The sequence below is a fragment of the Tepidimonas sp. HKU77 genome (assembly GCF_049728535.1).
Classification (GTDB): Bacteria; Pseudomonadota; Gammaproteobacteria; order Burkholderiales; family Burkholderiaceae_C; genus Tepidimonas.
In genome coordinates this window covers 929,878-951,018 of sequence record NZ_CP187300.1, presented here as the reverse complement: position 1 = coordinate 951,018, position 21,141 = coordinate 929,878, and the positions used below count along the sequence as shown (strand labels likewise).

Genomic DNA, 21,141 nt, shown 5'->3' with positions numbered 1-21,141 from the left:
GGCGACATCATGCCGGCTCACTGGCGACAACGGTTAGGGAGGTTTCGAGAAGTGCCCTATGGCGTGACATGGCGCGACCGCCCGATCCGCAGCAGCTTAGGCGGCCTTCTTCGCGGCGAGCTGGCGCAGCACGTAATGCAGGATGCCGCCGTGGCGGAAGTATTCGACTTCCTTCGGCGTCAGCAGCAGCACGCGCACCTCGAAGCGGACCTCGCCGCCGTCGGCCTTGCGGGCGATGACGGTGGCGGTCTTCGACTGGCCGTCGGCGAGGCCGACGATGTCGTAGGTCTCGGTGCCGTCGAGGCCGAGCGTCTGCGCGTTCTGGCCGTCGAGGAACTGCAGCGGCAACACGCCCATGCCGACCAGGTTGGAGCGGTGGATGCGCTCGAAACTCTCGGCGATCACCGCCTTCACGCCCAGCAGTTTGGTGCCCTTGGCCGCCCAGTCGCGCGAGGAGCCGGTGCCGTATTCCTTGCCGGCGATCACCACCAGCGGCACGCCGTCGGCCTTGTACTTCATCGCCGCGTCGTAGATCGCCAGCTTCTCGCGCGAGCCGTCCTTGCCGAAGTAGATCGTGTTGCCGCCTTCCTCGCCGCCCAGCATCAGGTTCTTGATGCGGATGTTGGCGAAGGTGCCGCGCACCATCACTTCGTCGTTGCCGCGGCGCGAGCCGTAGCTGTTGAAGTCGGCCGGCTGCACGCCGCGCGAGATCAGGTAGCGGCCCGCCGGCGAGTCCTTCTTGATGCTGCCGGCCGGGGAGATGTGGTCGGTGGTGATCGAGTCGCCGAACAGACCCAGCACGCGCGCGCCGTGCACGTCGTCGATGGTGCCGACGTTCATGCTCATGCCGTCGAAATAGGGCGGGTTCTTGATGTAGGTCGACGAGGCGTCCCACTTGTACGACTCGCCCTCCGGCGATTCGATCTGGTTCCAGCGGGTGTCGCCCTTGAACACGTCGGCGTAGTTCTTGGCGAACATCTCCGGGCCGATGGTCGCGGCGATGACGTCGCCGATCTCCTTGTTGCTCGGCCAGATGTCGCGCAGATAGACCGGCTTGCCGTCGGGCGTGTGCGCCAGCGGGTCCTTGCTCAGGTCGATGTCGACCGTGCCCGCGATCGCGTAGGCGACCACCAGCGGCGGCGAGGCGAGGTAGTTCATCTTCACCTCGGGGTGCACGCGGCCCTCGAAGTTGCGGTTGCCCGACAGCACCGAGGCGACCACGAGGTCGTTCTCGGCGATCGCGCGCGAGACCTCGTCCGGCAGCGGGCCGGAGTTGCCGATGCAGGTGGTGCAGCCGTAGGCGACCACGTAGAAGCCGAGCTTCTCCAGATCGTCGAGCACGCCGGCCTTCTTCAGGTAGTCGGTGACCACCCGCGAGCCCGGTGCGAGCGAGGTCTTGACCCACGGCTTGGCCTTCAGGCCCAGTCGCGCGGCGTTGCGCGCGAGCAGGCCGGCACCGAGCATCACCGCCGGGTTGGAGGTGTTGGTGCAGGAGGTGATCGCGGCGATCACCACCGAGCCGTCGGTGAGCTCGCAGTCCTGGTCCTGGATGCGCAGCTTCGAGATCGGACGGGCGGCCAGGTGCGCGGCCTGCGGCTGCGCACCGCCCTCGGCGGCCATGGTCTCGACCGCCGCCTTCGGCGTGCGCTTGGCGGTGAGGCCGGCGATCGCGTCGCGCGCGTTGGCCTGCACGTCCTGCAGCAGCACGCGGTCCTGCGGGCGCTTCGGGCCGGCCAGCGACGGCTTGACGTCGCCGAGGTCGAGATGCAGCACCGCGGAGTACTGCGCTTCCGCCTGGCCGGGCTCGTGCCACAGGCCCTGCGCCTTGGCGTAGGCCTCGACCAGCGCGATCTGCGCCTCCGGACGGCCGGACAGGCGCAGGTAGTTCAGCGCCTCGGCGTCGATCGGGAAGATGCCGCAGGTGGCGCCGTACTCGGGCGCCATGTTGGCGATGGTGGCGCGGTCGGCCAGCGGCAGGTGCTGCAGGCCGTCGCCGAAGAACTCGACGAACTTTCCGACCACACCGAGCTTGCGCAGCATCTGGGTGACGGTGAGCACGAGGTCGGTGGCGGTGGAGCCCTCCGGCAGCCGGCCGGTCAGCTTGAAGCCGACCACCTGCGGAATCAGCATCGACGAGGGCTGGCCGAGCATCGCCGCTTCCGCCTCGATGCCGCCGACGCCCCAGCCGAGCACGCCGATGCCGTTGATCATGGTGGTGTGCGAGTCGGTGCCGAACACGGTGTCCGGGAACGCCTGCAGCACGCCGTCCACTTCGCGCTCGACGACCACGCGCGCGAGGTACTCGAGGTTCACCTGGTGCACAATGCCGGTGTTGGGCGGCACCACCTTGAAGTTGCGGAACGCCTTCTGGCCCCAGCGCAGGAAGCTGTAGCGCTCCTTGTTGCGCTCGAACTCGATCTTGCCGTTGAGGTCGAGCGCGTCCGGACGGCCGAACACGTCGACCTGCACCGAGTGGTCGATCACCAGCTCGGACGGGATCAGCGGATTGATCTGGGCCGGGTTGCCGCCGAGCCGCGTCACCGCGTCGCGCATCGCGGCGAGGTCGACCACGCAGGGCACGCCGGTGAAGTCCTGCAGCACCACGCGGGCGGGCATGAACGCGATCTCGGTGTCCGGCTCCTTCAGCGGATCCCACTTCGCGACCGCCTCGATGTGCTCGGGCAGCACGGTGATGCCGTCCTCGTGCCGGAGCAGGTTCTCCAGCAGGATCTTCATCGAGTACGGCAGCTTCGCCAGATCGAATCGCTGGGCCAGTTTCGGCAGGCTGTAGTAGGTGTAGGTCTTGCCGTTGAGGTCGAGATGCGCGCGGGTGGCGAAGGAGTCGGCCATGTGGGGCTCCGTGGCTGCAGCGAGGAGGGGGGGCGCGCGGCGCGCGGAGACGGCGCCGGCGTCAAGCGCCCAATTATGCCGGAAATGGCGACCTTCCTGCAGCGATCGGCACGCCTGCGCGGTCTCAGCCGAGGTGCGCGCGCACCGCTTCCAGCAGCGCGCGGCGCCGCAGCGTGAGGTCCCACAGGCTGCCGCCGAGCTGCCGCCAGAGCATGGCCGAGCGCACGGCGGCGAGCAGCACGGCGCACACTTCGGCGACCACCCCGGGCTGTCCGAGGTAATGCGGATTGCCCTGCACGAGCACGCGCGGACGCAGGTGGCTCAGGGTGTCGGCGTAGAGCGCGCCGAGCGCGGACAGCACGTCCGGATGCGTGCCGCCGAGCTGCGCGGCGCGCGCGGTCTGCGCCTGCAGTCCCTCCCGGACCCGCCGCATCATGTCCTCGTCCTGCGCGAACCGCCGTTCCAGTTGCAGCACGGACAGGGCCAGACGCGGCAACTGCTCGTCCCGGCCGCGGCTTTCGAAGTAATCGCGAAGGAGCACCAGCCCGTCGCGCACGCGCTCGGCGCCGCCGTACACCGCGGCGGTGCTGGGCGCCTGGAAGCGGAACACCGAATCGATCGCGGTCGCCAGGGTGGCGGCGTGGGCCTGGCCGGTCTCGGCGATGCGGCGCACCTGGGCCAGCGCCTGGACGAGTCCGGCCAGCGCCAGCGCGCGCTCGGACATCGGTTGCGGTCGCGACGGGCCAGGCGTCATGCGGCATGTGCTCCCAAGCGTTGCTCCAGCGGAGCGTCGGTTCGTTCGATCACCGCCCCGCCGAGGCAGATCTCGCCGTCGTACAGCACGACCGACTGGCCGGGGGTGACCGCACGTTGCGGGCGGTCGAAGCGGACTTCAAGCCGGCCGTCGTCGTTCACCCGGACTTCGCAGGGCTCGTCCGCCTGGCGATAGCGGGTCTGGGCCGAGCAGCGGAACACGGACGCGGGCGGCTGGCCGGCGATCCAGTGCGCGGGCTCCGACCACAGGCGCCGCGAACGCAGGTACGGGCTGTCCGCGCCCTGGTCGACGTACAGCACGTTGCCTCGCACGTCCTTGCCGACCACGTACCACGGCGCCGCGGCATAGCCGCGCACGCCGCCGATGTTCAGCCCTTCGCGCTGGCCGAGGGTGAAGTAGAACACCCCCGGGTGCTCGCCGATGCGGTCGCCCGCCGGGGTGCGGATCTCGCCCGCGCGGGCGGGCAGGTAGCGCGACAGGAACTCGCGGAAGTCGCGTTCGCCGATGAAACAGATGCCGGTCGAGTCGCGCTTGGCCGCGGTCGGCAGACCGGCCTCGGCGGCGATGCGGCGCACCTCGCGCTTGAGCAGGCCGCCGAGCGGGAAGCGGGTGGCGGCCAGTTGCGCCTGGCCGAGCTGGTGCAGGAAGTAGCTCTGGTCCTTGCTGCGGTCGACCGCGCGCAGCAGCAGGTGGCGGTCGCCGCGGCGCTCCACCCGGGCGTAGTGCCCGGTGGCGATGAACCCGGCGCCGAGCGCGTGCGCGGCGTCGAGGAAATGCTTGAACTTGATCTCGCGGTTGCACAGCACGTCCGGATTGGGCGTGCGTCCGGCGGCGTACTCGGCGAGGAAATGCGCGAACACGCCGTCCCGGTATTCGCGCGAGAAATCGCGGAAGTGGATCGGAATGCCCAGGCGCCCGCACACCGCCACGGCGTCGCGGCGGTCGTCCTCGGCGCGGCAGTCGCCGCTGCCGTCGTCGGCCCAGTTGCTCATGAACAGGCCGGCGACGGGTTCGCCGGCGTCGCGCAGCAGCAGGGCGGCGACCGAGGAATCGACGCCGCCCGAGATGCCGACGATCGTGCGCACCCCGCTCATGCGAGGTGGCGAGCCAGGTGCAGCGGGTGGCGCTGCCCGCCCAGGAAGTCGGCGACCGCCTGCCAGACCAGCGGGCTGCGGTGGCGCGGGCGGGCATCGCGCAGCTCGGCGGGGGTCATCCACAGCGCGCGGACGATGCCCTCGTCGAGGGTGCGGACGGAGTCGTGCCGCACCGGCACCGCGGCGAAGGCGAACCGCAGGTAGTGCCGGCCGGGACCGTCCGGTCCGTCCGGCGCCTTCCACTGGTAGGCGCCGACGAACGCGGTGAGCTCGACCTCCCAGCCGGTTTCCTCGAGCGTCTCGCGGCGGGCCGCCTGCAGCAGGGTCTCGTCGGGTTCCAGGTGCCCGGCCGGCTGGTTCAGCACCAGCGCCCCGCGCACCGCCTCCTCGACCATCAGCAGCCGCCCGCCGTCCACGACGATCGTGGCGACGGTCACGTCCGGCTGCCAGAAGCGGCCCTCCCGGTAGCTCACCTCAGAACGCGTCCTTGCCGGGCGTCAGCTCGGCTTCCATCTGGTCGGCCGTGCGGAAGGCGGCTGCCATGGCGTCGTCGAGGGTCTCGGCATCGGCGTCGGCCGGGATCTTGACCACGAACACGCCGTACTTGTCCTGCTTCACCCAGCCGCCGAGCTTGCTGTCCTGGCTGTCGGCCAGCAGGCGGTTGGCCACCGCGGCCGGCAGGTCGGAGCCCTTGGATTCGTAGCCGGGCGACCAGATCTCGCGCACACGCACCGAGCCGAAGCTCTCCAAGGTCGACCGCACGAACACGAGCTGGGTACGGCCGTCGTCCAGTTCGAAGACGAGCTGGTAATCGCCGTCGTCGTCGATTTCGTACTGGTAATCAAGGGATTTGAGCTGGCGGCCGATGAGAGGGTCGGGCTCGGCGGCGGCGGCCGCCACCGGAGCGAGACAGAGGGTTGCGAGCACGGCAAGGACGACGGCAGGGCGCATGGCGGTGTCTCCGGTTGGCTGAACGATTGTGCGGGGAAACCGGGAGCCCGTCCACGCCGCTTGCGCGCACCGTCGGCCGCGCTCACGCTTCGTATACTGGTTCGCATGTCAAAGAAAACCGAGCACGAACATCACCACGGCGTACTCGTGGAGACCGGCAAGCCGGAGCTCGCGCGTCCGCCGCTGTACTCGGTGGTGCTGCTGAACGACGACTACACGCCGATGGACTTCGTGGTGGAAGTCCTGATGCGTTTCTTCCCGCTCAACATCGAACAGGCGACGCAGATCATGCTCCACGTGCACACGCGCGGTCGCGGCGTCTGCGGCGTGTTCACCCGCGAGATCGCAGAGTCGAAGGTGGCGCAGGTGAACGAATATTCAAGACTGCACCAGCACCCCCTGTTGTGCACCATGGAAAGGGCCTAAGAAGAGCCGTACGGCGGCGTCGGCTCCGGAGATGGAAAAGCGGACGGGTGCCCCCACCTAGGGCCTGTTAACACTATCGCAACGATTCGACGATCAGTGCGAAGTGGATGAAGGCCGCGAACATGACGTCGAGCTTGTCGAAGCGGCTGAAGATGCGGCGGAACCCTTTCAGACGGCGCAACAGGCGCTCGATTTCGTTGCGGCGCTTGTAGATCTCGGTGTTGTACGCCCATGGCTGGGCCCGCAGCGGATGCGGGGGCACGACCGGATCCAGGCCCAGATCCAGCGCGAGCTGCCGGGTTTCATTGCCCTCGTAGGCGCGATCCATGACCAGATGGCAGCGCGCGCTCAGGGGTGGCAGGGCATGCAGCAGGGCGCGACCGGCTGGGGCATCGCCCGCCTGGCCCGGCGAAAGCGAGAAGGCTAACGCGCAGCGGGAATCCGCGGCAGCCATATGAATTTTGGTGGTCCAGCCTGCGCGGGAGCGGCCGATGGCCTGCGGGCCGTTTTTTTTCGTGCGCCGGTGCCGTCCGGGTGGACCTTGACGATCGTGCTGTCCAGGCTGACCGCCTCCAGCCGCACCCGGAGCAGCTGTTCGGCCTGCATGCGCTCGAAGACCCGATCCAGGACCCCGGCCTTGGCCCACCGGTTCATCCGCGTGTAGATCGTGTGCCAGTTGCCGAACCGCTTGGGCAGGGCCCGCCACTTGCAGCCATTTTCGGCCACGAACAGGATCGCGTTGAGCACTTGAAGGTTGTCCAGCGACACATTGCCCCGCTGCCGCGGCAGGCAATCCTCGATACGCGCGAATTGCGCAGGCGTAAGTTCCATGCGCAGTATGTTAGCACGTAGTGTTAACAGGCCCTAGCGCGTCTCGACCTCGAACCCCACCACATTGCGCTGCTGGCGGCTGAACTCGATGCCGACCAGATGCAGCGGCCGGCCATCGGCGCGGTATTTGTCCGCATAAGCCTTGGCCCGCAGCTGCGCCAGCGCCTGCCCGGTGGCCTGGTCGGGCACCACCTTGAACTCGAACAGATAGATGCGCTCAGGGAGTTTCACGGTGAGGTCGATGCAGCCCTGGTTGGTGACGTCTTCGGCAATCAGCTCCAGGCCCAGCGCGGCCAAGTGGCTGTAGAAGACGCTGGCCCAGTAGCCCTCGTACTGCGTGATGGGGTTGTTGCGGTACCAGTCGTGCGGGATGGCGGCGTAGAGGCTTTCCAAGTGGTGGCGCAGGGCGCTGGCATCGGCGCGCTGCAGCGCTTCGCGCAGGAACCGCACCCCGGCGGCCCAGTCTCCATCCGGGGGCAACCAGGCGTGCAACAGCGCGTGGTTGAGCGCCGTACGCACTTCCTGGTTGGGCAGTCGCAGGTAATACTCGGGCAGGCCGGGGCCGCTTAGGCGCTCGGCAAACGTCAAATAACCCGTCTGCCACAGCAGGGCCTCCGCGCGCATGTGCTCCACATCAAAGGCCGACAGCAGTTCGTCGGTGGCAAACAGGCGCTCGAGCTTGGGCGTGAAGGTGCGGTGGCGGCGCAGCCACTCGACCAAAAAGGTCGGCGTGCCGGTCTCGAACCAGTAGGGGCGGAATTCGCGTTTGTCAAACAGCAGCAGCAGGTCGAACGGGTTGTAGACCGCCTAGCCCAGCCAGTTGTAGCCGTTGTACCAGTCGCGAATGGCTTGCCGGTCCAGCCCCTGCAGCTCCGGTGCGAAGACCGTATCGAGATCAGTCTCGGTGTAGCCACAAATGGCCGAGTAGGCCGCATCGACCGTGATGTCGTTGAGGTTGTTCAGCCCTGAGAAGATCGAGACCTTGCTGATTTTGGACACGCCGGTCAGAAACGCAAAGCGGATGTGCGCGTCGCTGTCTTTGATCACCGAGTACAGATTGCGCAGCCCCTCGCGCAGGGTTCGTGCCACTTCGGGGTCGCTCAAGTTGTCCAGGATCGGTTTGTCGTATTCATCGACCAGCACCACGGCACGCTGGCCATGGTGCGCGACCGCGCGCTCGATCAGGCGCTTGAAGCGCAGGTGCACGTCTTGCGGCGGTGGGGGTAGCTCCACCCCCAGGCGCTGCGCGTTGTCATCGAGCAGGGCGTGGATGTGTTCGTCCAGCCCCCGCCCGTCGTGCAGCCGCCCACCGCCAAAGCTCAAGCGGATCACCGGGTGCTTGCGGCTCCAGTCCCACTTGTCGTGTACGAACAGGCCGCGAAAGAGCGGCTCGTTGCCGGCGAAGAGCTCGGCCAGCGTGTCGAGAAAGAGGCTTTTGCCAAAGCGGCGCGGGCGCGAGAGGAAGTAGTACTTGCCACTGGCAGCCAGCCGGTGCGCAAACGCCGTCTTGTCGACGTAGTAGTAGCCCTCCTCGCGGATCTCGCGCAGGGTCTGGATGCCGATGGGGAGCTTTTGGCGTTGCACGCAGTGATTATGTCACCGCCCCTTGCCGCAGTGGGCGGTGCGCACTGAAGGGACGCAGTCCACCGAGAGATAGACGCGGGTGCGGCACCAGCAATGGCGCTCGGTCAAGAGAGGACAGAAACGCCACGTCCGAGCGGGAGGAAGAATTCTGTGCTGAGTGCGTGGCCCCCATGCGCGAGCTGCTCGGGTCGATCCGCTGGTGCACGACAAGCCTCATTCTCCCCACGGGCCCAGGGGCGGCGCGCCTGGGTCCGTGCGCTGACTGCTCCTCAAATCGTATCCCTCGTCCGAGGAAGCCAAAAAAGCGCGGCGAGCTTGTGGTCAGAGATGCAAAAAATATCGTTAAGGAACCTCTGCACTACCCCGCCCACTCGTTCGTGGCGACGAGTTCAGGGTCAATATCGTTTCGTAGGATGGGATCGAAACAGATGCTGAACGGTTCTTGGGCTCCAGCAAGCCCCTTCGTGGGCCCTCTGCAGCCTCATCCGGCCCCAGTGAGCCCACTGCGGGCGCACTTATCCCGTCGCAGCCAGCAAGGCTTTGCGCGCCAGCCACAGATTGACCAGCGCAAACAGGACGTTGAGCTGCGCGCCGTTCTTGGCCAAGCCTCGATAGGGCGTCTTGCGGTAGCCAAACTGGCATTTGAGTACCCGAAACGGATGCTCACCCTTGGCACGAATGCGCGCCTTGGTGCGTTCCAAGGCATCCATCACCTGGCCAAGAAAAGTGCGCTTGTCCAATGCCCGGCGCTTGCCCGGCCGCATGGCCACGTGCCAAGCGACTTGCTTGCCCTGGTTTTCCGCTCGCTTGTCCACTCCCTGATAGCCCGCATCGGCAAAGACGTCGGTCTCTTGCCCGTGCAAGAGCCGATGCGCCTGCGTCACATCCGAGACGTTGGCAGCGGTGGCCACCACCGTGTGTACCAGCCCTGTCTCGGCGTCGACCCCAACGTGCGCTTTCATGCCGAAGTACCACTGGTTGCCCTTCTTCGTCTGGTGCATCTCAGGGTCGCGCTCACGGCGGGCGTTCTTGGTCGAGCTGGGAGCAGCAATGAGCGTGGCATCCACGATGGTGCCGCTCTTGAGCATGAGGCCACGCTCGGTCAGGATGCGATTGACCGTCTCGAGGATACGCTGGCTCAGGCCGTGTTGCTCCAGCAGGTGGCGAAAGCGCAGGATGGTGCTCTCATCCGGCACGACATCCACCCCCAGGTCCAGACCAACAAAGCTCGCCAGCAGCGGCGTGTCGTACAAGGCTTCCTCCACCGCCGGGTCCGACAGACCAAACCACTGCTGCAAAAAATGAATCCTCAGCAGCTTCTCTACCGCAAAGGGTGGCCGCCCACCCTTGGGACCCGCCTTCGGCGCATACGGCTCGATGAGTGCGACCAACTCTGCCCACGGCACCACACGGTCCATCTGCTCCAAAAACGCACGCTTGCGGGTGCGCTTGGCGCGCAGCTCAAAGCCCGTATACATCGGCGCCTCCAGACTCATCTGCTTCATGTCGCTATTGTCCCATCCCGGCAGTCTGGCAGGAAGGTTTTGCAGACCTTCCTTAACAAGAAACTGTGTCGTCAAATGACGTAAAGTTATTCACAAGGGATCTTTGCCTGCGATGTAGGGGCAGTGCAAGACGCTGAAAAATATAGATTAAAAGCACGCAGGGCCGTTGTACGTACATTGGTGTCACGTGTGTTGTTTGGCCTCCGAAGCCAAAGGTCGTGGGTTCGATCCCCGCCAGCCGCGCCAAATCAATGGGTTACGCGCATCCAACCGCTCCTGGCGAATACGCATGACGGAGTTGTGCAACCGGCGCAATGTGTCCGCGGAGGCTGCGCCGAAAAAAAGACTTGTGGTCCGGGTAAAGCGTGCCGCCAAACGCGTGGCCCATTCGTGGCCCAACCGTGGCCCGAGCAGGCTGGGACTGCTCTGATTTTCGACCATAGGCTCGATGGCCCATCGCTATCGCTAGATAGTGCGCCACCAGTAGCCGGGCGTCGCCTTCGGCATGCCGTCGTGTCGATCACGTACCCTCAGCAGCATTGTCGACGACTTCGAACAGGTCACCGACTTGGATGCCGAAGTAACGGCACAGGGCCTCGACTGCGGGAAGATCGACCCGCGTCGCCGTCTCGTGGTAGAGCAACGCCACGGTGTTGCGGTGCAAGCCCGTGTCTCGGGCGACGTCGCTGATCTTGAGCTTGCGCTTGCGCTCTCCCATCAGTCAGGACAAGTGGCACCTACGCCCAGGCTGGGCAGTGTTTCCCGTGGGTGACAGCGGTCACGATGGCATTGGCGCTCAAGGGGGGGCGGCGGGGGGGGGTAATTTACCGGTTGGGTGACCTTGCCCGCGAGTTCCGGATCCCATAGCTGAGACCGTTACGCAGCCTGCCTTTTCTGGGCGGCAAGCCAAGCCCGTTCGAATTGCATCGGACTGACATAGCCCAACGACGAATGAAGCCGCCGGTGGTTGTAGAACGTCAGCCAGTCGACGATCTCGTCCATGGCGTCGCGCCGGGTCTTGAAGCGTTTGCCGTGCAGCCTGCCCACCTTGAGCGAGCCCCACAGGCTTTCCGTGGGCGCATTGTCCCAGCAGTTCCCCTTGCGACTCATCGAGCTGCGCATGCCGTAGCCGGTCAGCGCCTTCTGGAAGTCGGCACTGCAGTATTGGCTGCCGCGATCGCTGTGGCATATCAGTCCCGGCGGCGGATGGCGGCGGAACCAGGCCATGTGCAACGCGTCAATCACCAGCTCGCGCCGCATGTGCGGCTGCATCGACCAGCCCACGACCTGGCGGCTGAACAGGTCGATGATCACCGCCAGGTACAGCCAGCCCTCGTCGGTGGCCACATACGTGATGTCGCTCGTCCACACGGCGTTCGGCGTGGCCGGCTTGAACTGCCGATCCACAAGGTTCGGCGCCACCGGCAGCTTGTGGTTGCTGTCGGTCGTAGCCTTGAACTTGCGCTTGCCTCGGGCGCGGATGCCGTGCAGGCTCATGAGCTTGCGAACGCGCTCCTTACCCACCCGAATGCCGCGTGCCAGCAGTTCCTTCCAGATCCGCGGCCAGCCGTACTCGCCACGCGTTTCGGCATGGATCGCTCGGATATGAACCAGCAGAGCATCGTTGCTGATCCCACGTCGTGGTCGTGCCTGGCGCACACGGTGGTCGTGGTACCCACTGGGGCTCACCCCCAGAACTGCGCACGCCACCGACACGGGCCAGCGCTTGCGGTTACGCTCGATCCAGGCGTACTTCACCCCCGCTCCTTCGCGAAGTACGCCGTCGCTTTTCCCAGGATGTCGCGCTCCATCTTGACCCGCGCCAGCTCCGCGCGCAGCCTGGCGATCTCCATCTGCTCTGGGCTCACCGGCTTGCTTCCAGCCCCCGCCAGACGACCGTCTCGGTCCGCACGGATCCAGTTGTGCAGCGTCTGTTGCGCAATGCCCAGGATCTTCGCCGTCGCCGCCATGCTCTGGCCAGCCTTGACCAGCCTGACCGCTTCCAGCTTGAACTCCAGCGTGTAGCGCGCTCTCGTTGCCTTCGTCACTTCCGTTCTCCTTGCCTGTATTCAACCACTCAGCAAGGGATCCGGTTTCCAGGGGCAAGGTCAGGTCTTCTACAACGCCGAGCGTCCGCACCACACCCTCGGCCAGCAATCCCCGCTATCCTTCCTCCTGCAACATCAACCCGAGTGCCAAAGGTACTGGACTCATACATTGACTGGCAATCTATTGCACTAAGTGGTATACTTTTTATGAGAAGGGTATTCCGAACCCGCACCTTCACCCGCTGGATGGCGAAGTCCGGTTTGACCGACGAAGCCTTGTGGGAAGCCGTCGCCGAGATGAGTCAGGGCCTTGTCGACGCGGACTTAGGCGGCCATGTGGTCAAGAAGCGGGTTGCACTGGCTGGCCAGGGCAAGCGGGGCGGAGCGAGGACCATCGTGGCGACCAAGCTGGCTGAGCGGTGGTTTTTTCTGTACGGGTTCGGCAAGAACGAGCGCGCCAACATCGACCAGGACGAATTGAAGGTGTTCCGGGAGATGGCAAAGGAACTGTTGGGTTTCGATGATCGGCAACTGGCGACCGCTCTGATGGCGGGCGAGATCGTGGAGGTGTGTCATGGCAACGACGAAACGTAAGAGTCGAATTCTGGATGAAATGCACGAGACCGCGCGTGGGCTGTACAGCGCAGGACTGATCAGCAAGCGCCGTATGGGCGAGTTCGATGCGCTGTGCCATCTCGATGTCCACGAGATGCCCCCGCAAAAGATCAAGTCCCTGCGTGAGCGGGCGCGTATCAGCCAGGCCGTGCTCGCCGCCGTGCTGAACACCAGCCTGTCAACGGTGCAAAAGTGGGAGGTGGGTGACAAGAAGCCCAGTGGTCCGTCCTTGAAACTTCTCAACCTGATCGAACGCAAGGGGCTTGAAGCCGTGCTGTAGGCTAAACCAGATGGGCGCGCTGTGCTTCGCGAAAGGGCCGGGAAGGATGGCATTCGTAGTGCGCGATAACGAGCATAAGCTCAGAAATCTTTGGCACTCCTATGAATCAGGAGGAGTGCCATGCAAATCCACCCCGTTCTTGAAATTCTTCGTTTCTTCGACAAGCACGGACTGGCCGCGACCCGTGACGCCTTCGGTGTCTCGCGCCGCACGCTCTACCGCTGGAAGGCCACCCTCAAAGCCCAAGGCGGCAACCCGGCTTCCCTGGCAGCGAAGTCCTGCGCGCCCAAAAAGCGCCGAACCCCCAAGACCGACCCCAGGCTGGTGATGGAGATCCGCCGCCTGCGCACGCTATAACCCAATCTCGGCAAGACCAAACTCCACGTGCTCCTTGGCCCTAGGTGCGCCAGGCATGGCATCGCGCGACCCACTGTCTCCACCATTGGCCGCATCATCGCGAAAGCGCCCGACAAGATGCGGCATGCGCCCAGCCGCGCCAACCCCAAGACACGTCAACCGCCCGTCTCGGCCTCGAACCCCACCACCCGTCGGCTCTCCTTGCTGAACTCGATGCCCACCAGGTGGATGGGCACGCGCGCAGCGCGGTACTTGGCGGCGTAGTCTTTGGTTTTCAGTTGCGCGAGGGCCTTCCCTTCCGGCTCCAGCTCGACCACTTTGAACTCGAACAGGTAGATCCGCTCAGGCAGTTTGACCGTGAGGTCGATACGGCCTTGGCTCGTCACGTCTTCGGCGATCAAATCCAGCCCCAGCGCCGCGATGTGGCTGTAGAAGACGCTGGCCCAGTAGCCCTCGTACTGCGCGATCGGGTTGTTGCGGTACCAGTCGTGCGGGATGGCGGCGTAGAGGCTGTCGATATGGGTTCTGAGGCCCGATAGGTCACCCGCGTGCAGCACGTCGTAGAGCCGACTGATCGCCCGTCCCGCCGCCGACGGCGCACCCACCAGCGCCTTGACCAGCGCGTCGTTGAGGGCGCTTTCGACCTCCAGGTTGGGGTAGCCCAAGGTGTACTCGATGCGCGCGCCAGTGCGGCGCTGGCTGCGAAACGTCAGATAGCCGGTCTGCCACAGCAGCGCCTCGGTGGTCATGCCCTCGACATCGAAGCTGTTGAGCAGCTCGTCATCCGCCCGCAGCGACGCCAGCTCCGGGGTGAAGCAGCCGCGCTGCGTCAACACGTCGATGAGGAACGTCGGCGTGCCCGTCTCGAACCAGTAGGGGCGAAAGACGCGTTCCTGGAAGAACAGCAATAGATCGAAGGGGTTGTAGACCGAATCCCCCAACCAGTTGTAGCCGTTGTACCAGTCGCGGATCGCCTGGCGGTCGAGTCCTTCCAGTTCCGGCGCGAAGACGGTATCGACATCCGCTTCCGTATAGCCACAGATGGCCGAGTAGGCCGCATCGACCGTGATGTCGTTGAGGTTGTTCAGGCCCGAGAAGATCGACGCTGTTCTCAACTTGGAGACCCCGGTGAGAAAGGCAAACTCAATGTGGGCATCCTGGTCCTTGATCACCGAGTAGAGGTTCATCAGCCCATCGCGCATGGCGCGGGCGATGTCGGGGTCGGTGAGGTTGTCGAGGATGGGCTTGTCGTATTCATCGACCAAGACGACGGCGCGTTGGCCGTATTTTTGCGTGGCCCGCTCGATGAGCTCGCCAAAGCTGCCCGGGATGGAGCGGTGCTCGCAGTGGATTCCAAGGGAGCGCTGGTGGTTGTCGAGCAGTTCGCGAATGCGCTCATCCAGTTGCTCTCGGCTCTCCAGCCGCCCTTCGGCGAAGCTGATCCGAATGACGGGATGTTTCTTCCCCCAATCCCACTTGTCGTGGCAATACAGCCCGCGAAAGAGCGGCTCGTTGCCGGCGAAGAGTTCGGCGAGCGTGTCCAAAAAGAGCGATTTGCCGAAGCGCCGCGGGCGCGAGAGGAAGTAGTACTTGCCTGTGGTGGCCAGCCGGGGATGTCCTGTTTTTTGTGTGTGGGGCGGTTTCTGAATCTGTCCTCGTGTCGTTCAGCGTGGTGCGAGGGTGAAGCGGTCGCCGTATAGTATCGCGAACTGGTTCATCGCCGATTTCCACTCCTTGCTCGCCCGCTTCCAGTCCGCGGTGATGTTGCGCAAGGCCAGCCAGATCAGCTTGGTGGCCGCCTCGTCGCTTGGGAAGTGCCCGCGGCTCTTGATGATCTTGCGTAACCGCGAATGCACGCTCTCGATGGCGTTGGTGGTGTAGATGATCCGCCGCACTTCGGGCGGGAACGCGAAGAACGGGATCACCCGGCTCCACGCCCGCCGCCAGGCCGCGACCACGGTCGGGAAGCGCTGGCCCCACGGCCCTGCCTCGAACGCGTCCAGCGCGCGCTCGGCGGCCTCCGCGCTCGGTGCGGTGTAGATCGGCTTGATCGCCGCGGCCAGCGCCTTACGGTCCTTCCAGCTCGCATAGTCGAGGCTGTTGCGGATCAGGTGCACGATGCAGGTCTGCAGGGTCGTGGCCGGAAACACCGCCTCCAGTGCCTCCGGCAGGCCCTTCAGGCCGTCGGCCACGCCGATCAGCAGGTCCGTGACCCCGCGGGTCTTGAGATCGTTGAACACCTTCATCCAGAACTTCGCGCCTTCGGTGTTCTCGATCCAAAGCCCCAGAATGTCGCGGGTCCCGTCCGGCAGCACGCCCAAGGCCAGATACACCGCCTTGTTGCGCACCACGCCGTCCTCGCGGATCTTCACCCGCAGGGCATCGAAGAACACCACCGGGTACATCGGCTCCAGCGGCCGGGCCTGCCAGGCCCCCACCTCGGCCATCACCGCGTCGGTGACGGCGCTGATGAACTCCGCTGACACCTCGATGGCGTACATCTCGGCCAGATGGCCCTGAATCTCGCGCACCGACATGCCGCGGGCATACATCGAGATGATCCGGTCGTCAAAGCCGGCAAACCGGCGCTCATGCTTCGGGATCAGCTGCGGTTCGAAGCTGCCGGCCCGGTCGCGGGGCACCTCGATCCGCAGCGGCCCGCCGTCGGTCAGCACGGTCTTGCCGCTGCGGCCGTTGCGATGGTTCCCGCAGCCGCCCTCGGGGCTGGCCAAGTGCACGCCCAGCTCAGCCCCCAAGGCGCGCTCGATCACGGCCTTCTTCAGCTTCTGGAACACGGCCTCGACGCCGGCGGCGTCCATCGGTCCGGGGATCAGCTTCTCAAGCAGCTCGTCGGGAAGAATGGCGTCCGGCTTCGCGGCGGGGGTGGTCTTCTTGCGTGGCATGGGGGCTCCTGGAAGTCGTCATGGTAGGCCCCTCACACAAAAATCCTGACACCCTCTGGCCAGCCGGTGCGCAAACGCGGTCTTGTCGACGTAGTAGTAGCCCCCTTCGCGGATGTCGCGGAAGGTCTGGATGCCGATGGGCAGCTTCTTGCGCTTCATGGCGCTGATTATGGGGCGCAAAGGCCGTGCAGCACCCACCTGCCCGAGCCGCCCACCCGCGTTCAGGCATGATAGGCGCCCTATGTGGCGCATCACCACCCTCAACCTCAACGGCATCCGCTCGGCCGTGGCCAAGGGCCTGCCCGACTGGGTCGCCGCCACCGCCCCCGACTTGCTGTGCGTGCAAGAACTCAAGGCACAGGCCGCCGACATGGCGGGTCGTTATGACACCCTGGCGGGGTTGCGCGGGTATTTTCATTTCGCCAAGAGAAAGGGCTACTCGGGTGTGGGCATCTACACCCGGCACGAGCCCAGCGACGTCATCACCGGCATCGGCGTGCCAGAGTTCGACGACGAAGGGCGCTGGATCGAGCTGCGCTTCGACACCCCCGCGCGGCGGCTGAGCGTGGTCAGCGTCTATTTCCCCAGTGGCTCGTCGGGCGAGGAGCGGCAGCAAGCCAAATTTCGCTTTCTGGACCAGGTGGCGCCGGTGCTGGCGCGCCTGGCGCAAGGGCGCGAGGCGCTGGTGTGCGGCGACATCAACATCGCCCACACCGAGCGCGACTTGAAAAACTGGCGCAGCAACCAAAAAAACAGCGGCTTTTTGCCCGAGGAGCGCGCTTGGATGACCGGGCTACTGGGCAGCGGCGCCTGGGTGGACGTGTACCGCCGCCTGTACCCCGACGCCGAAGGCGAGGGCTACACCTGGTGGAGCCACCGCGGCCAGGCCTGGGCCAACAACGTGGGCTGGCGCATCGACTACCAGTTGGCCACGCCGGCGCTGGCCGAGCGCGCGCGCAGCGCGCAGGTGTATAAGGCGCAGCGCTTCAGCGACCATGCACCGTTGACGGTGGGGTACGAGGGGCCGCTGTGGTGAGCGGGCGGCTTGGGGCTTGCCTGGTGCGGTCCTTGGGTGTGCGTTTGGGGTCGAGTGTTGCGTGGTTGCAACGTTTTGCCCCTTTTTCGGGGCTTACCTATCCCCACGTTGGCCCACTTCTGGTGCAATACGGGGCAGCTTCCCCACGGAGGCCGGTCGGGTCTGCCCCGGCCCCTGTTCCAAACCCTGGACAACTCTTGGAGAGATTTCGATGAAAAAGACCCTCATTGCCCTGGCTACCTTGGCCGCTGCCGGAGCCGCCTTCGCCCAGTCGTCGGTCACCCTGTATGGTGTGGCGGATATCGGTTTGCAAGACACCAATGCCCCGGGCAGCAAGCTGCAACTGAACAGCTCGGCCACGATGAACAACGGCAACTCCCGTTGGGGCATCCGTGGTACGGAAGATCTGGGTGGCGGCCTGAAGGCGGGCTTCAACTTTGAAGCGGGTCTGTCGCTCGACGACGGTAAGACGGGCCAAAGCGGTGGCGGTGGCAACTACTTCTCGCGCGCTGCCTACATGACCCTGGCAGGTGGCTTCGGCGAGCTGAGCCTGGGTCGTCGTCTGAACCCGGCGTACTACACCGCTGAGGCTTGGGCACTGACCGGCTATGCCAACTACTTGGCCGGCTTTAGTCAGTTCGGCGCTGCGGTGCGCGGCTTTCGCTACAGCGACATGATCATGTACACCTCGCCGTCGTTCAGCGGGCTGACCGTGCAGTTCGGTCATGTGCTCAAGGGTGACGCCGGTGTGGGCGCGATCAACGATCTGTCGTTGCGCTATGCGCAAGGCCCGCTGTCGGTGGCGTTCGACTATAACAAACAATCCAACGTGCCGGGCAGCAACAAGCACCTCGGCGCCAGCTACGACTTCGGCGGCTTCAAGCTGGCCGGTGCGTGGGCCGATCCAGCGGGTGTTGCGAAGGGCTTTGTGATTGGCGGTACCGTCAAGCTCGGCACCGTGTCGCTGTTGGCGGAATTCGCGCGTGATACGAACGCCGACGACACCGACTTCCTGCTGGAAGCCAAGTACCCGCTGTCCAAGCGCACCTTCGCTTACGCCGCTTACCTGCAGGACGGCAAGAAGAAGAACGGTGCGTTCAATGCTGCCACTGTCGGCAAGAATGTCAACGGCTTCGGTCTGGGTATCCGCCACAACTTCTGATCGACGGTCGTCTGACGGCTGAGAAACCCGCTGCTTCGGCAGCGGGTTTTTTGTTGGAGCGGGGCGTGAGGTGGGGTGTCTGAGGACCGGGCGTGTTGCGGCTTTGCAACGAACGGGATGCCCAAAATGGGGGAAAACCCTGATCGTCAAGAAAATGCCACTACCATTGGGCTGTGTGCTGCATTCCTGCCGGATGCGGCGAACACCCTCAACCCGTCGAAAGGTGAACCTCATGAAGAAGACTCTGATTGCGCTGGCCGTGTTGGCCGCCTCGGGCGCTGCCATGGCCCAGTCGTCCGTGACGCTGTACGGTGTTGCGGACATGGTTCTGCACAAGGACAAGAACGCCTCCGCCAAGCTGACCAGCGTGACCAGCGGTGGTGTCTCCCTTAGCCGTTGGGGCATCAAGGGCGAGGAAGATCTGGGTGGCGGTCTGAAGGCCGGCTTCCTGTACGAGCAAGGGATTGCCCTCGACAACGGCGCTGCCGGCCCTGGCTTTAACCGTCAAACCTACCTGAGCCTCTCCGGTGGTTTTGGTGAGGTCAAGCTGGGCAAGATCTGGACCGCGTACGACGACATCAGTGGCGCCACCGACGCGGCGTTCAACGCCTACCTCCTGGGCCCGATTGCCCTGATCTTCCAAAGCTGGTACGGGTACACCCTCAACCCGAACAACGGCTTCTACTACGCTTCGCCGTCGTTCGGTGGCTTCAGCGGTGCGTTCAGCACCAACCTGCGCGAAGGCGTGGCCAACAGCCGTGTGTCGGCCTTCCACGTCAAGTACGAAGGTGGCCCGCTGTTCGTCGCGCTGGGTTATCAGGATGACGAGCAGACCAACGAGAAGTACACCCGCCTCGGCGCGTCCTACGACCTGGGCGTGGCCAAGCTGCTGGGCACCTACGGCCGCGTCAAGAACGAGGATGTGGATGAGTGGTCGGTCGGCGCCGACGTGCCGGTCGCGACCAACCTGGTCGTGTCGGTTGGCTACGCGCAGAGCAAGAAAGACGGCGGCAAGGCCGAGCGTGGCTGGAGCGTGGCGGCTGCCTACGCTCTGTCCAAGCGGACCACGGCGTACGCCGGCTTCTTCGACGCCAATGCCGCTGCCGTCACGGGCCGCGCCGGTACGATTGCCAAAACTCCGGACAGCCGCTTTGGCATCGGCCTGAAGCATACGTTCTGAGTCCCCAGCGGCCCGATCGGGCCGCATGCATCCACAGAACGACCGAAGCCGCGGAAAATACGCCGCGGCTTTTTTATGTGCGCCCGGCACGGGCGCACATAAAAAACAACCTCCCGAAGGAGGTTGTTTGAAATCGTGGCGGGCCCACAAGGACCCTTCCCCTGTCCACTCAATACGCGTTAGAAGCGATGGCGGACACCCACGGTGATGCCGGTACGGCTGCGTGCGCGGCTCGCCTGATCCAGCACGACCGCGCTGCCGCCGCTGATGCTGGTGTGGTCCACGCCGAAGTAGGCATCGGTGCGCTTGCTGAAGGCATAGTCCGCCACGGCCACGTAGAAGTTGGCGTTGCCGTTGGAAGCACCCGTGGCCGAGCCCGACTGCTTACCGCGGAAGTAGTGCGCGCCCAGGTTGAGCTGAGGAGTCAGCTGATAGCCCACGCCCACCTTGAACAGCTGGCGCTTGTTGGCGTCGCCCGGCTGGAAGCCGCCATTGGTCTGGCCGGCCCAGAATTGCCCCAGGATCGCTCCGTCGACGGTATTACGGAAACCCTGGATCGGGTTGGTCACCTTAGCGTATTTCGCCTTGTTCAGGCCATAGCCTGTACTGAAGTACCACGGACCCGTGCGGTACGAACCGCCCAGAGTCCAGGCGTCTACGTCGGTGCCGCCTGGCAGCGTCGTGCGCATGTAGCCGCCGCCGACGGCAAACCCGCTCGCGGAGTAGCGCAGGTAGCCGCCAACCGTCTTCCAGGCGCCACCACCCAGGGTGCCTGCAACGAAGGCAGGCACTTGCGCCTGCGAGGCAGGCAGGCCAGCTTCCAATGCCTTGGTGTCGTTGTTCTCGTCAAACGAATATTGCAGCGAGCCTACGAAGCTGCGGTCCGGCGTTGCGAAGGTGTACTTCAGCATGTTGCTGGTACGCGCGCCCATGGCCATTCCCAACTCAGGCTTGTAGGCTTCCATGTAGGGGGAGTACGGGAACGAAGCGTAGGTGCTGGTCACCACGTCGAACAGGACGTTCCACTGACGTCCGGCAGTCAGGCGGCCATAAGGGCCTTGCAGACCCAGATAGGACAGTTGGAAGAAGGGGGTGGAAACACTGCCGTCATCGGCATTGAGACGGTTTTCCAGCACCACCAGGGCCTTGGACCCGCTACCCAGGTCCTCCTCCACATTGATACCCCAGCGGCTTTGCGACATGCCGCCACCGATCATCCTCGTCAGGCCATCCTTGCCGGCACCTTCGTTGTTGGTGTGGCGCACGGCGGCATCCACGATACCCCACAGCTCCACCTTGCTGGTACCGGCGGACTGGGCCATTGCCACGCCCGCGCCGCACAGCGCCAGGGCAGCCACAATTTTCTTTTGCATACGACAGACTCCTCTTGGATTGAAGTTGTGCGCGAAAAACGATGGGGCGGTATGGCCCGGTCGGCATACTGCAGCCCGGTCGGCATACTGCAACGTTATGGTAGTCAATGGCGCCCTAGAAGCGAACGATCGTTAGAAAAAATTCGTGATTTTCGCCACAGGGGTTTTCCC

At 64.9% G+C, this 21,141-nt stretch carries 22 protein-coding genes; 7 read left to right on the top strand and 15 right to left on the bottom strand.

The genetic code is table 11. From position 1 onward, the window contains the following. Positions 1-96 precede the first annotated feature (96 nt). The 5 genes from acnA to ACPP3B_RS04545 form a co-directional block, all read right to left on the bottom strand. On the bottom strand, positions 97-2,850 hold the full coding sequence (acnA, locus tag ACPP3B_RS04565; protein ID WP_424859862.1) for an aconitate hydratase AcnA: 2,754 nt from the start codon (positions 2,848-2,850) through the stop codon (positions 97-99). 124 nt (positions 2,851-2,974) lie between these two features. After that, positions 2,975-3,574 carry a lysogenization protein HflD gene (locus tag ACPP3B_RS04560; RefSeq protein ID WP_424859861.1) on the bottom strand — a complete coding sequence of 200 codons (600 nt, stop codon included), beginning with the start codon at positions 3,572-3,574 and terminating at the stop codon, positions 2,975-2,977. Between the two features lie 26 nt (positions 3,575-3,600). Beyond that, positions 3,601-4,719, bottom strand: a complete 1,119-nt coding sequence (gene mnmA / locus ACPP3B_RS04555; RefSeq protein ID WP_424859860.1) for a tRNA 2-thiouridine(34) synthase MnmA — start codon at positions 4,717-4,719, stop codon at positions 3,601-3,603. Beyond that, positions 4,716-5,192, bottom strand: a complete 477-nt coding sequence (locus ACPP3B_RS04550) for an NUDIX hydrolase (protein WP_146472744.1) — start codon at positions 5,190-5,192, stop codon at positions 4,716-4,718. Before ACPP3B_RS04550 ends, mnmA begins: the two co-directional genes overlap by 4 nt. A 1-nt stretch (position 5,193) precedes the next feature. Next, complete coding sequence (locus tag ACPP3B_RS04545; RefSeq protein ID WP_144326904.1) at positions 5,194-5,670, bottom strand: hypothetical protein; 477 nt, start codon at positions 5,668-5,670, stop codon at positions 5,194-5,196. A gap of 105 nt (positions 5,671-5,775) precedes the next feature. On the opposite strand from ACPP3B_RS04545, the gene clpS reads away from it, so the two are divergent. After that, on the top strand, positions 5,776-6,096 hold the full coding sequence (gene clpS, locus ACPP3B_RS04540) for an ATP-dependent Clp protease adapter ClpS (protein WP_144326903.1): 321 nt from the start codon (positions 5,776-5,778) through the stop codon (positions 6,094-6,096). Positions 6,097-6,169: 73 nt separating this feature from the next. Here clpS and ACPP3B_RS04535 read toward each other — a convergent pair. The 6 genes from ACPP3B_RS04535 to ACPP3B_RS04510 form a co-directional block, all read right to left on the bottom strand. Beyond that, positions 6,170-6,927, bottom strand: a protein-coding gene (locus tag ACPP3B_RS04535; RefSeq protein ID WP_424859859.1) for an IS5 family transposase whose coding sequence is annotated in 2 segments (ribosomal slippage) — positions 6,170-6,612 and positions 6,612-6,927 — 759 coding nt in all. Because the reading frame shifts where the segments join, the coding sequence is not laid out codon by codon here. A gap of 33 nt (positions 6,928-6,960) precedes the next feature. Continuing rightward, on the bottom strand, positions 6,961-7,647 hold the full coding sequence (locus ACPP3B_RS04530) for a PD-(D/E)XK nuclease domain-containing protein (protein WP_424859858.1): 687 nt from the start codon (positions 7,645-7,647) through the stop codon (positions 6,961-6,963). Between the two features lie 87 nt (positions 7,648-7,734). After that, positions 7,735-8,511 (bottom strand): AAA family ATPase, encoded by a 777-nt coding sequence (locus tag ACPP3B_RS04525; protein WP_424859857.1) that lies wholly within the window; start codon positions 8,509-8,511, stop codon positions 7,735-7,737. A gap of 515 nt (positions 8,512-9,026) precedes the next feature. Then, a complete protein-coding gene (locus ACPP3B_RS04520; RefSeq protein WP_066708478.1) occupies positions 9,027-10,016 on the bottom strand; it encodes an IS5 family transposase in 990 nt (329 codons plus the stop codon). A gap of 520 nt (positions 10,017-10,536) precedes the next feature. Beyond that, positions 10,537-10,734, bottom strand: a complete 198-nt coding sequence (locus tag ACPP3B_RS04515; protein WP_424859856.1) for a helix-turn-helix domain-containing protein — start codon at positions 10,732-10,734, stop codon at positions 10,537-10,539. A gap of 158 nt (positions 10,735-10,892) precedes the next feature. Continuing rightward, a protein-coding gene (locus ACPP3B_RS04510; protein WP_424859250.1) for an IS3 family transposase occupies positions 10,893-12,064 on the bottom strand; the annotation gives its coding sequence in 2 pieces (ribosomal slippage) (positions 10,893-11,809 and positions 11,809-12,064; 1,173 coding nt in all). Between the two features lie 261 nt (positions 12,065-12,325). Between ACPP3B_RS04510 and ACPP3B_RS04505 the strand changes: the two genes are divergently transcribed. The 3 genes from ACPP3B_RS04505 to ACPP3B_RS04495 all read left to right on the top strand — a co-directional run bounded on the left by ACPP3B_RS04505 (position 12,326) and on the right by ACPP3B_RS04495 (position 13,316). Next, the gene (locus tag ACPP3B_RS04505; RefSeq protein ID WP_424859855.1) at positions 12,326-12,658 is read left to right on the top strand and encodes a type II toxin-antitoxin system RelE/ParE family toxin; all 333 of its coding nucleotides are present in this window, start codon (positions 12,326-12,328) and stop codon (positions 12,656-12,658) included. Next, entirely contained in the window at positions 12,639-12,959 is a 321-nt protein-coding gene (locus tag ACPP3B_RS04500) for a helix-turn-helix domain-containing protein (protein ID WP_217086332.1), read from the top strand. Before ACPP3B_RS04505 ends, ACPP3B_RS04500 begins: the two co-directional genes overlap by 20 nt. A gap of 120 nt (positions 12,960-13,079) precedes the next feature. Further along, positions 13,080-13,316: a hypothetical protein gene (locus ACPP3B_RS04495; protein WP_409786069.1), complete on the top strand. Its 237-nt coding sequence runs from the start codon at positions 13,080-13,082 to the stop codon at positions 13,314-13,316. A gap of 155 nt (positions 13,317-13,471) precedes the next feature. On the opposite strand, the gene ACPP3B_RS04490 is transcribed toward ACPP3B_RS04495, so the two are convergent. The 3 genes from ACPP3B_RS04490 to ACPP3B_RS04480 are packed head-to-tail and all read right to left on the bottom strand — an operon-like array spanning position 13,472 to position 16,378. Continuing rightward, complete coding sequence (locus ACPP3B_RS04490; RefSeq protein WP_424860140.1) at positions 13,472-14,923, bottom strand: ATP-binding protein; 1,452 nt, start codon at positions 14,921-14,923, stop codon at positions 13,472-13,474. 57 nt (positions 14,924-14,980) lie between these two features. Then, complete coding sequence (locus tag ACPP3B_RS04485; RefSeq protein WP_132963481.1) at positions 14,981-16,219, bottom strand: IS256 family transposase; 1,239 nt, start codon at positions 16,217-16,219, stop codon at positions 14,981-14,983. 18 nt (positions 16,220-16,237) lie between these two features. Then, positions 16,238-16,378 (bottom strand): AAA family ATPase, encoded by a 141-nt coding sequence (locus ACPP3B_RS04480; RefSeq protein ID WP_424859854.1) that lies wholly within the window; start codon positions 16,376-16,378, stop codon positions 16,238-16,240. 82 nt (positions 16,379-16,460) lie between these two features. Between ACPP3B_RS04480 and ACPP3B_RS04475 the strand changes: the two genes are divergently transcribed. The 3 genes from ACPP3B_RS04475 to ACPP3B_RS04465 all read left to right on the top strand — a co-directional run bounded on the left by ACPP3B_RS04475 (position 16,461) and on the right by ACPP3B_RS04465 (position 19,597). Continuing rightward, positions 16,461-17,255 carry an exodeoxyribonuclease III gene (locus ACPP3B_RS04475; protein WP_424859853.1) on the top strand — a complete coding sequence of 265 codons (795 nt, stop codon included), beginning with the start codon at positions 16,461-16,463 and terminating at the stop codon, positions 17,253-17,255. Positions 17,256-17,466: 211 nt separating this feature from the next. Beyond that, the gene (locus ACPP3B_RS04470; protein ID WP_424859852.1) at positions 17,467-18,417 is read left to right on the top strand and encodes a porin; all 951 of its coding nucleotides are present in this window, start codon (positions 17,467-17,469) and stop codon (positions 18,415-18,417) included. Between the two features lie 232 nt (positions 18,418-18,649). Beyond that, on the top strand, positions 18,650-19,597 hold the full coding sequence (locus tag ACPP3B_RS04465) for a porin (protein WP_424859851.1): 948 nt from the start codon (positions 18,650-18,652) through the stop codon (positions 19,595-19,597). A 179-nt stretch (positions 19,598-19,776) separates the two neighbouring features. On the opposite strand, the gene ACPP3B_RS04460 is transcribed toward ACPP3B_RS04465, so the two are convergent. After that, on the bottom strand, positions 19,777-20,970 hold the full coding sequence (locus ACPP3B_RS04460; protein WP_424859850.1) for a porin: 1,194 nt from the start codon (positions 20,968-20,970) through the stop codon (positions 19,777-19,779). Between the last annotated feature and the right edge of the window lie 171 nt (positions 20,971-21,141).

Coding starts and splice junctions, on each gene's coding strand:
- acnA (WP_424859862.1), bottom strand. CDS start 2,850: ATGGCCGACTCCTTCGCCACCCGCGCGCATCTCGACCTCAACGGCAAG.
- ACPP3B_RS04560 (WP_424859861.1), bottom strand. CDS start 3,574: ATGTCCGAGCGCGCGCTGGCGCTGGCCGGACTCGTCCAGGCGCTGGCC.
- mnmA (WP_424859860.1), bottom strand. CDS start 4,719: ATGAGCGGGGTGCGCACGATCGTCGGCATCTCGGGCGGCGTCGATTCC.
- ACPP3B_RS04545 (WP_144326904.1), bottom strand. CDS start 5,670: ATGCGCCCTGCCGTCGTCCTTGCCGTGCTCGCAACCCTCTGTCTCGCT.
- clpS (WP_144326903.1), top strand. CDS start 5,776: ATGTCAAAGAAAACCGAGCACGAACATCACCACGGCGTACTCGTGGAG.
- ACPP3B_RS04520 (WP_066708478.1), bottom strand. CDS start 10,016: ATGAAGCAGATGAGTCTGGAGGCGCCGATGTATACGGGCTTTGAGCTG.
- ACPP3B_RS04515 (WP_424859856.1), bottom strand. CDS start 10,734: ATGGGAGAGCGCAAGCGCAAGCTCAAGATCAGCGACGTCGCCCGAGAC.
- ACPP3B_RS04500 (WP_217086332.1), top strand. CDS start 12,639: ATGGCAACGACGAAACGTAAGAGTCGAATTCTGGATGAAATGCACGAG.
- ACPP3B_RS04495 (WP_409786069.1), top strand. CDS start 13,080: ATGCAAATCCACCCCGTTCTTGAAATTCTTCGTTTCTTCGACAAGCAC.
- ACPP3B_RS04485 (WP_132963481.1), bottom strand. CDS start 16,219: ATGCCACGCAAGAAGACCACCCCCGCCGCGAAGCCGGACGCCATTCTT.
- ACPP3B_RS04480 (WP_424859854.1), bottom strand. CDS start 16,378: ATGAAGCGCAAGAAGCTGCCCATCGGCATCCAGACCTTCCGCGACATC.
- ACPP3B_RS04475 (WP_424859853.1), top strand. CDS start 16,461: ATGTGGCGCATCACCACCCTCAACCTCAACGGCATCCGCTCGGCCGTG.
- ACPP3B_RS04470 (WP_424859852.1), top strand. CDS start 17,467: ATGAAAAAGACCCTCATTGCCCTGGCTACCTTGGCCGCTGCCGGAGCC.
- ACPP3B_RS04465 (WP_424859851.1), top strand. CDS start 18,650: ATGAAGAAGACTCTGATTGCGCTGGCCGTGTTGGCCGCCTCGGGCGCT.
- ACPP3B_RS04460 (WP_424859850.1), bottom strand. CDS start 20,970: ATGCAAAAGAAAATTGTGGCTGCCCTGGCGCTGTGCGGCGCGGGCGTG.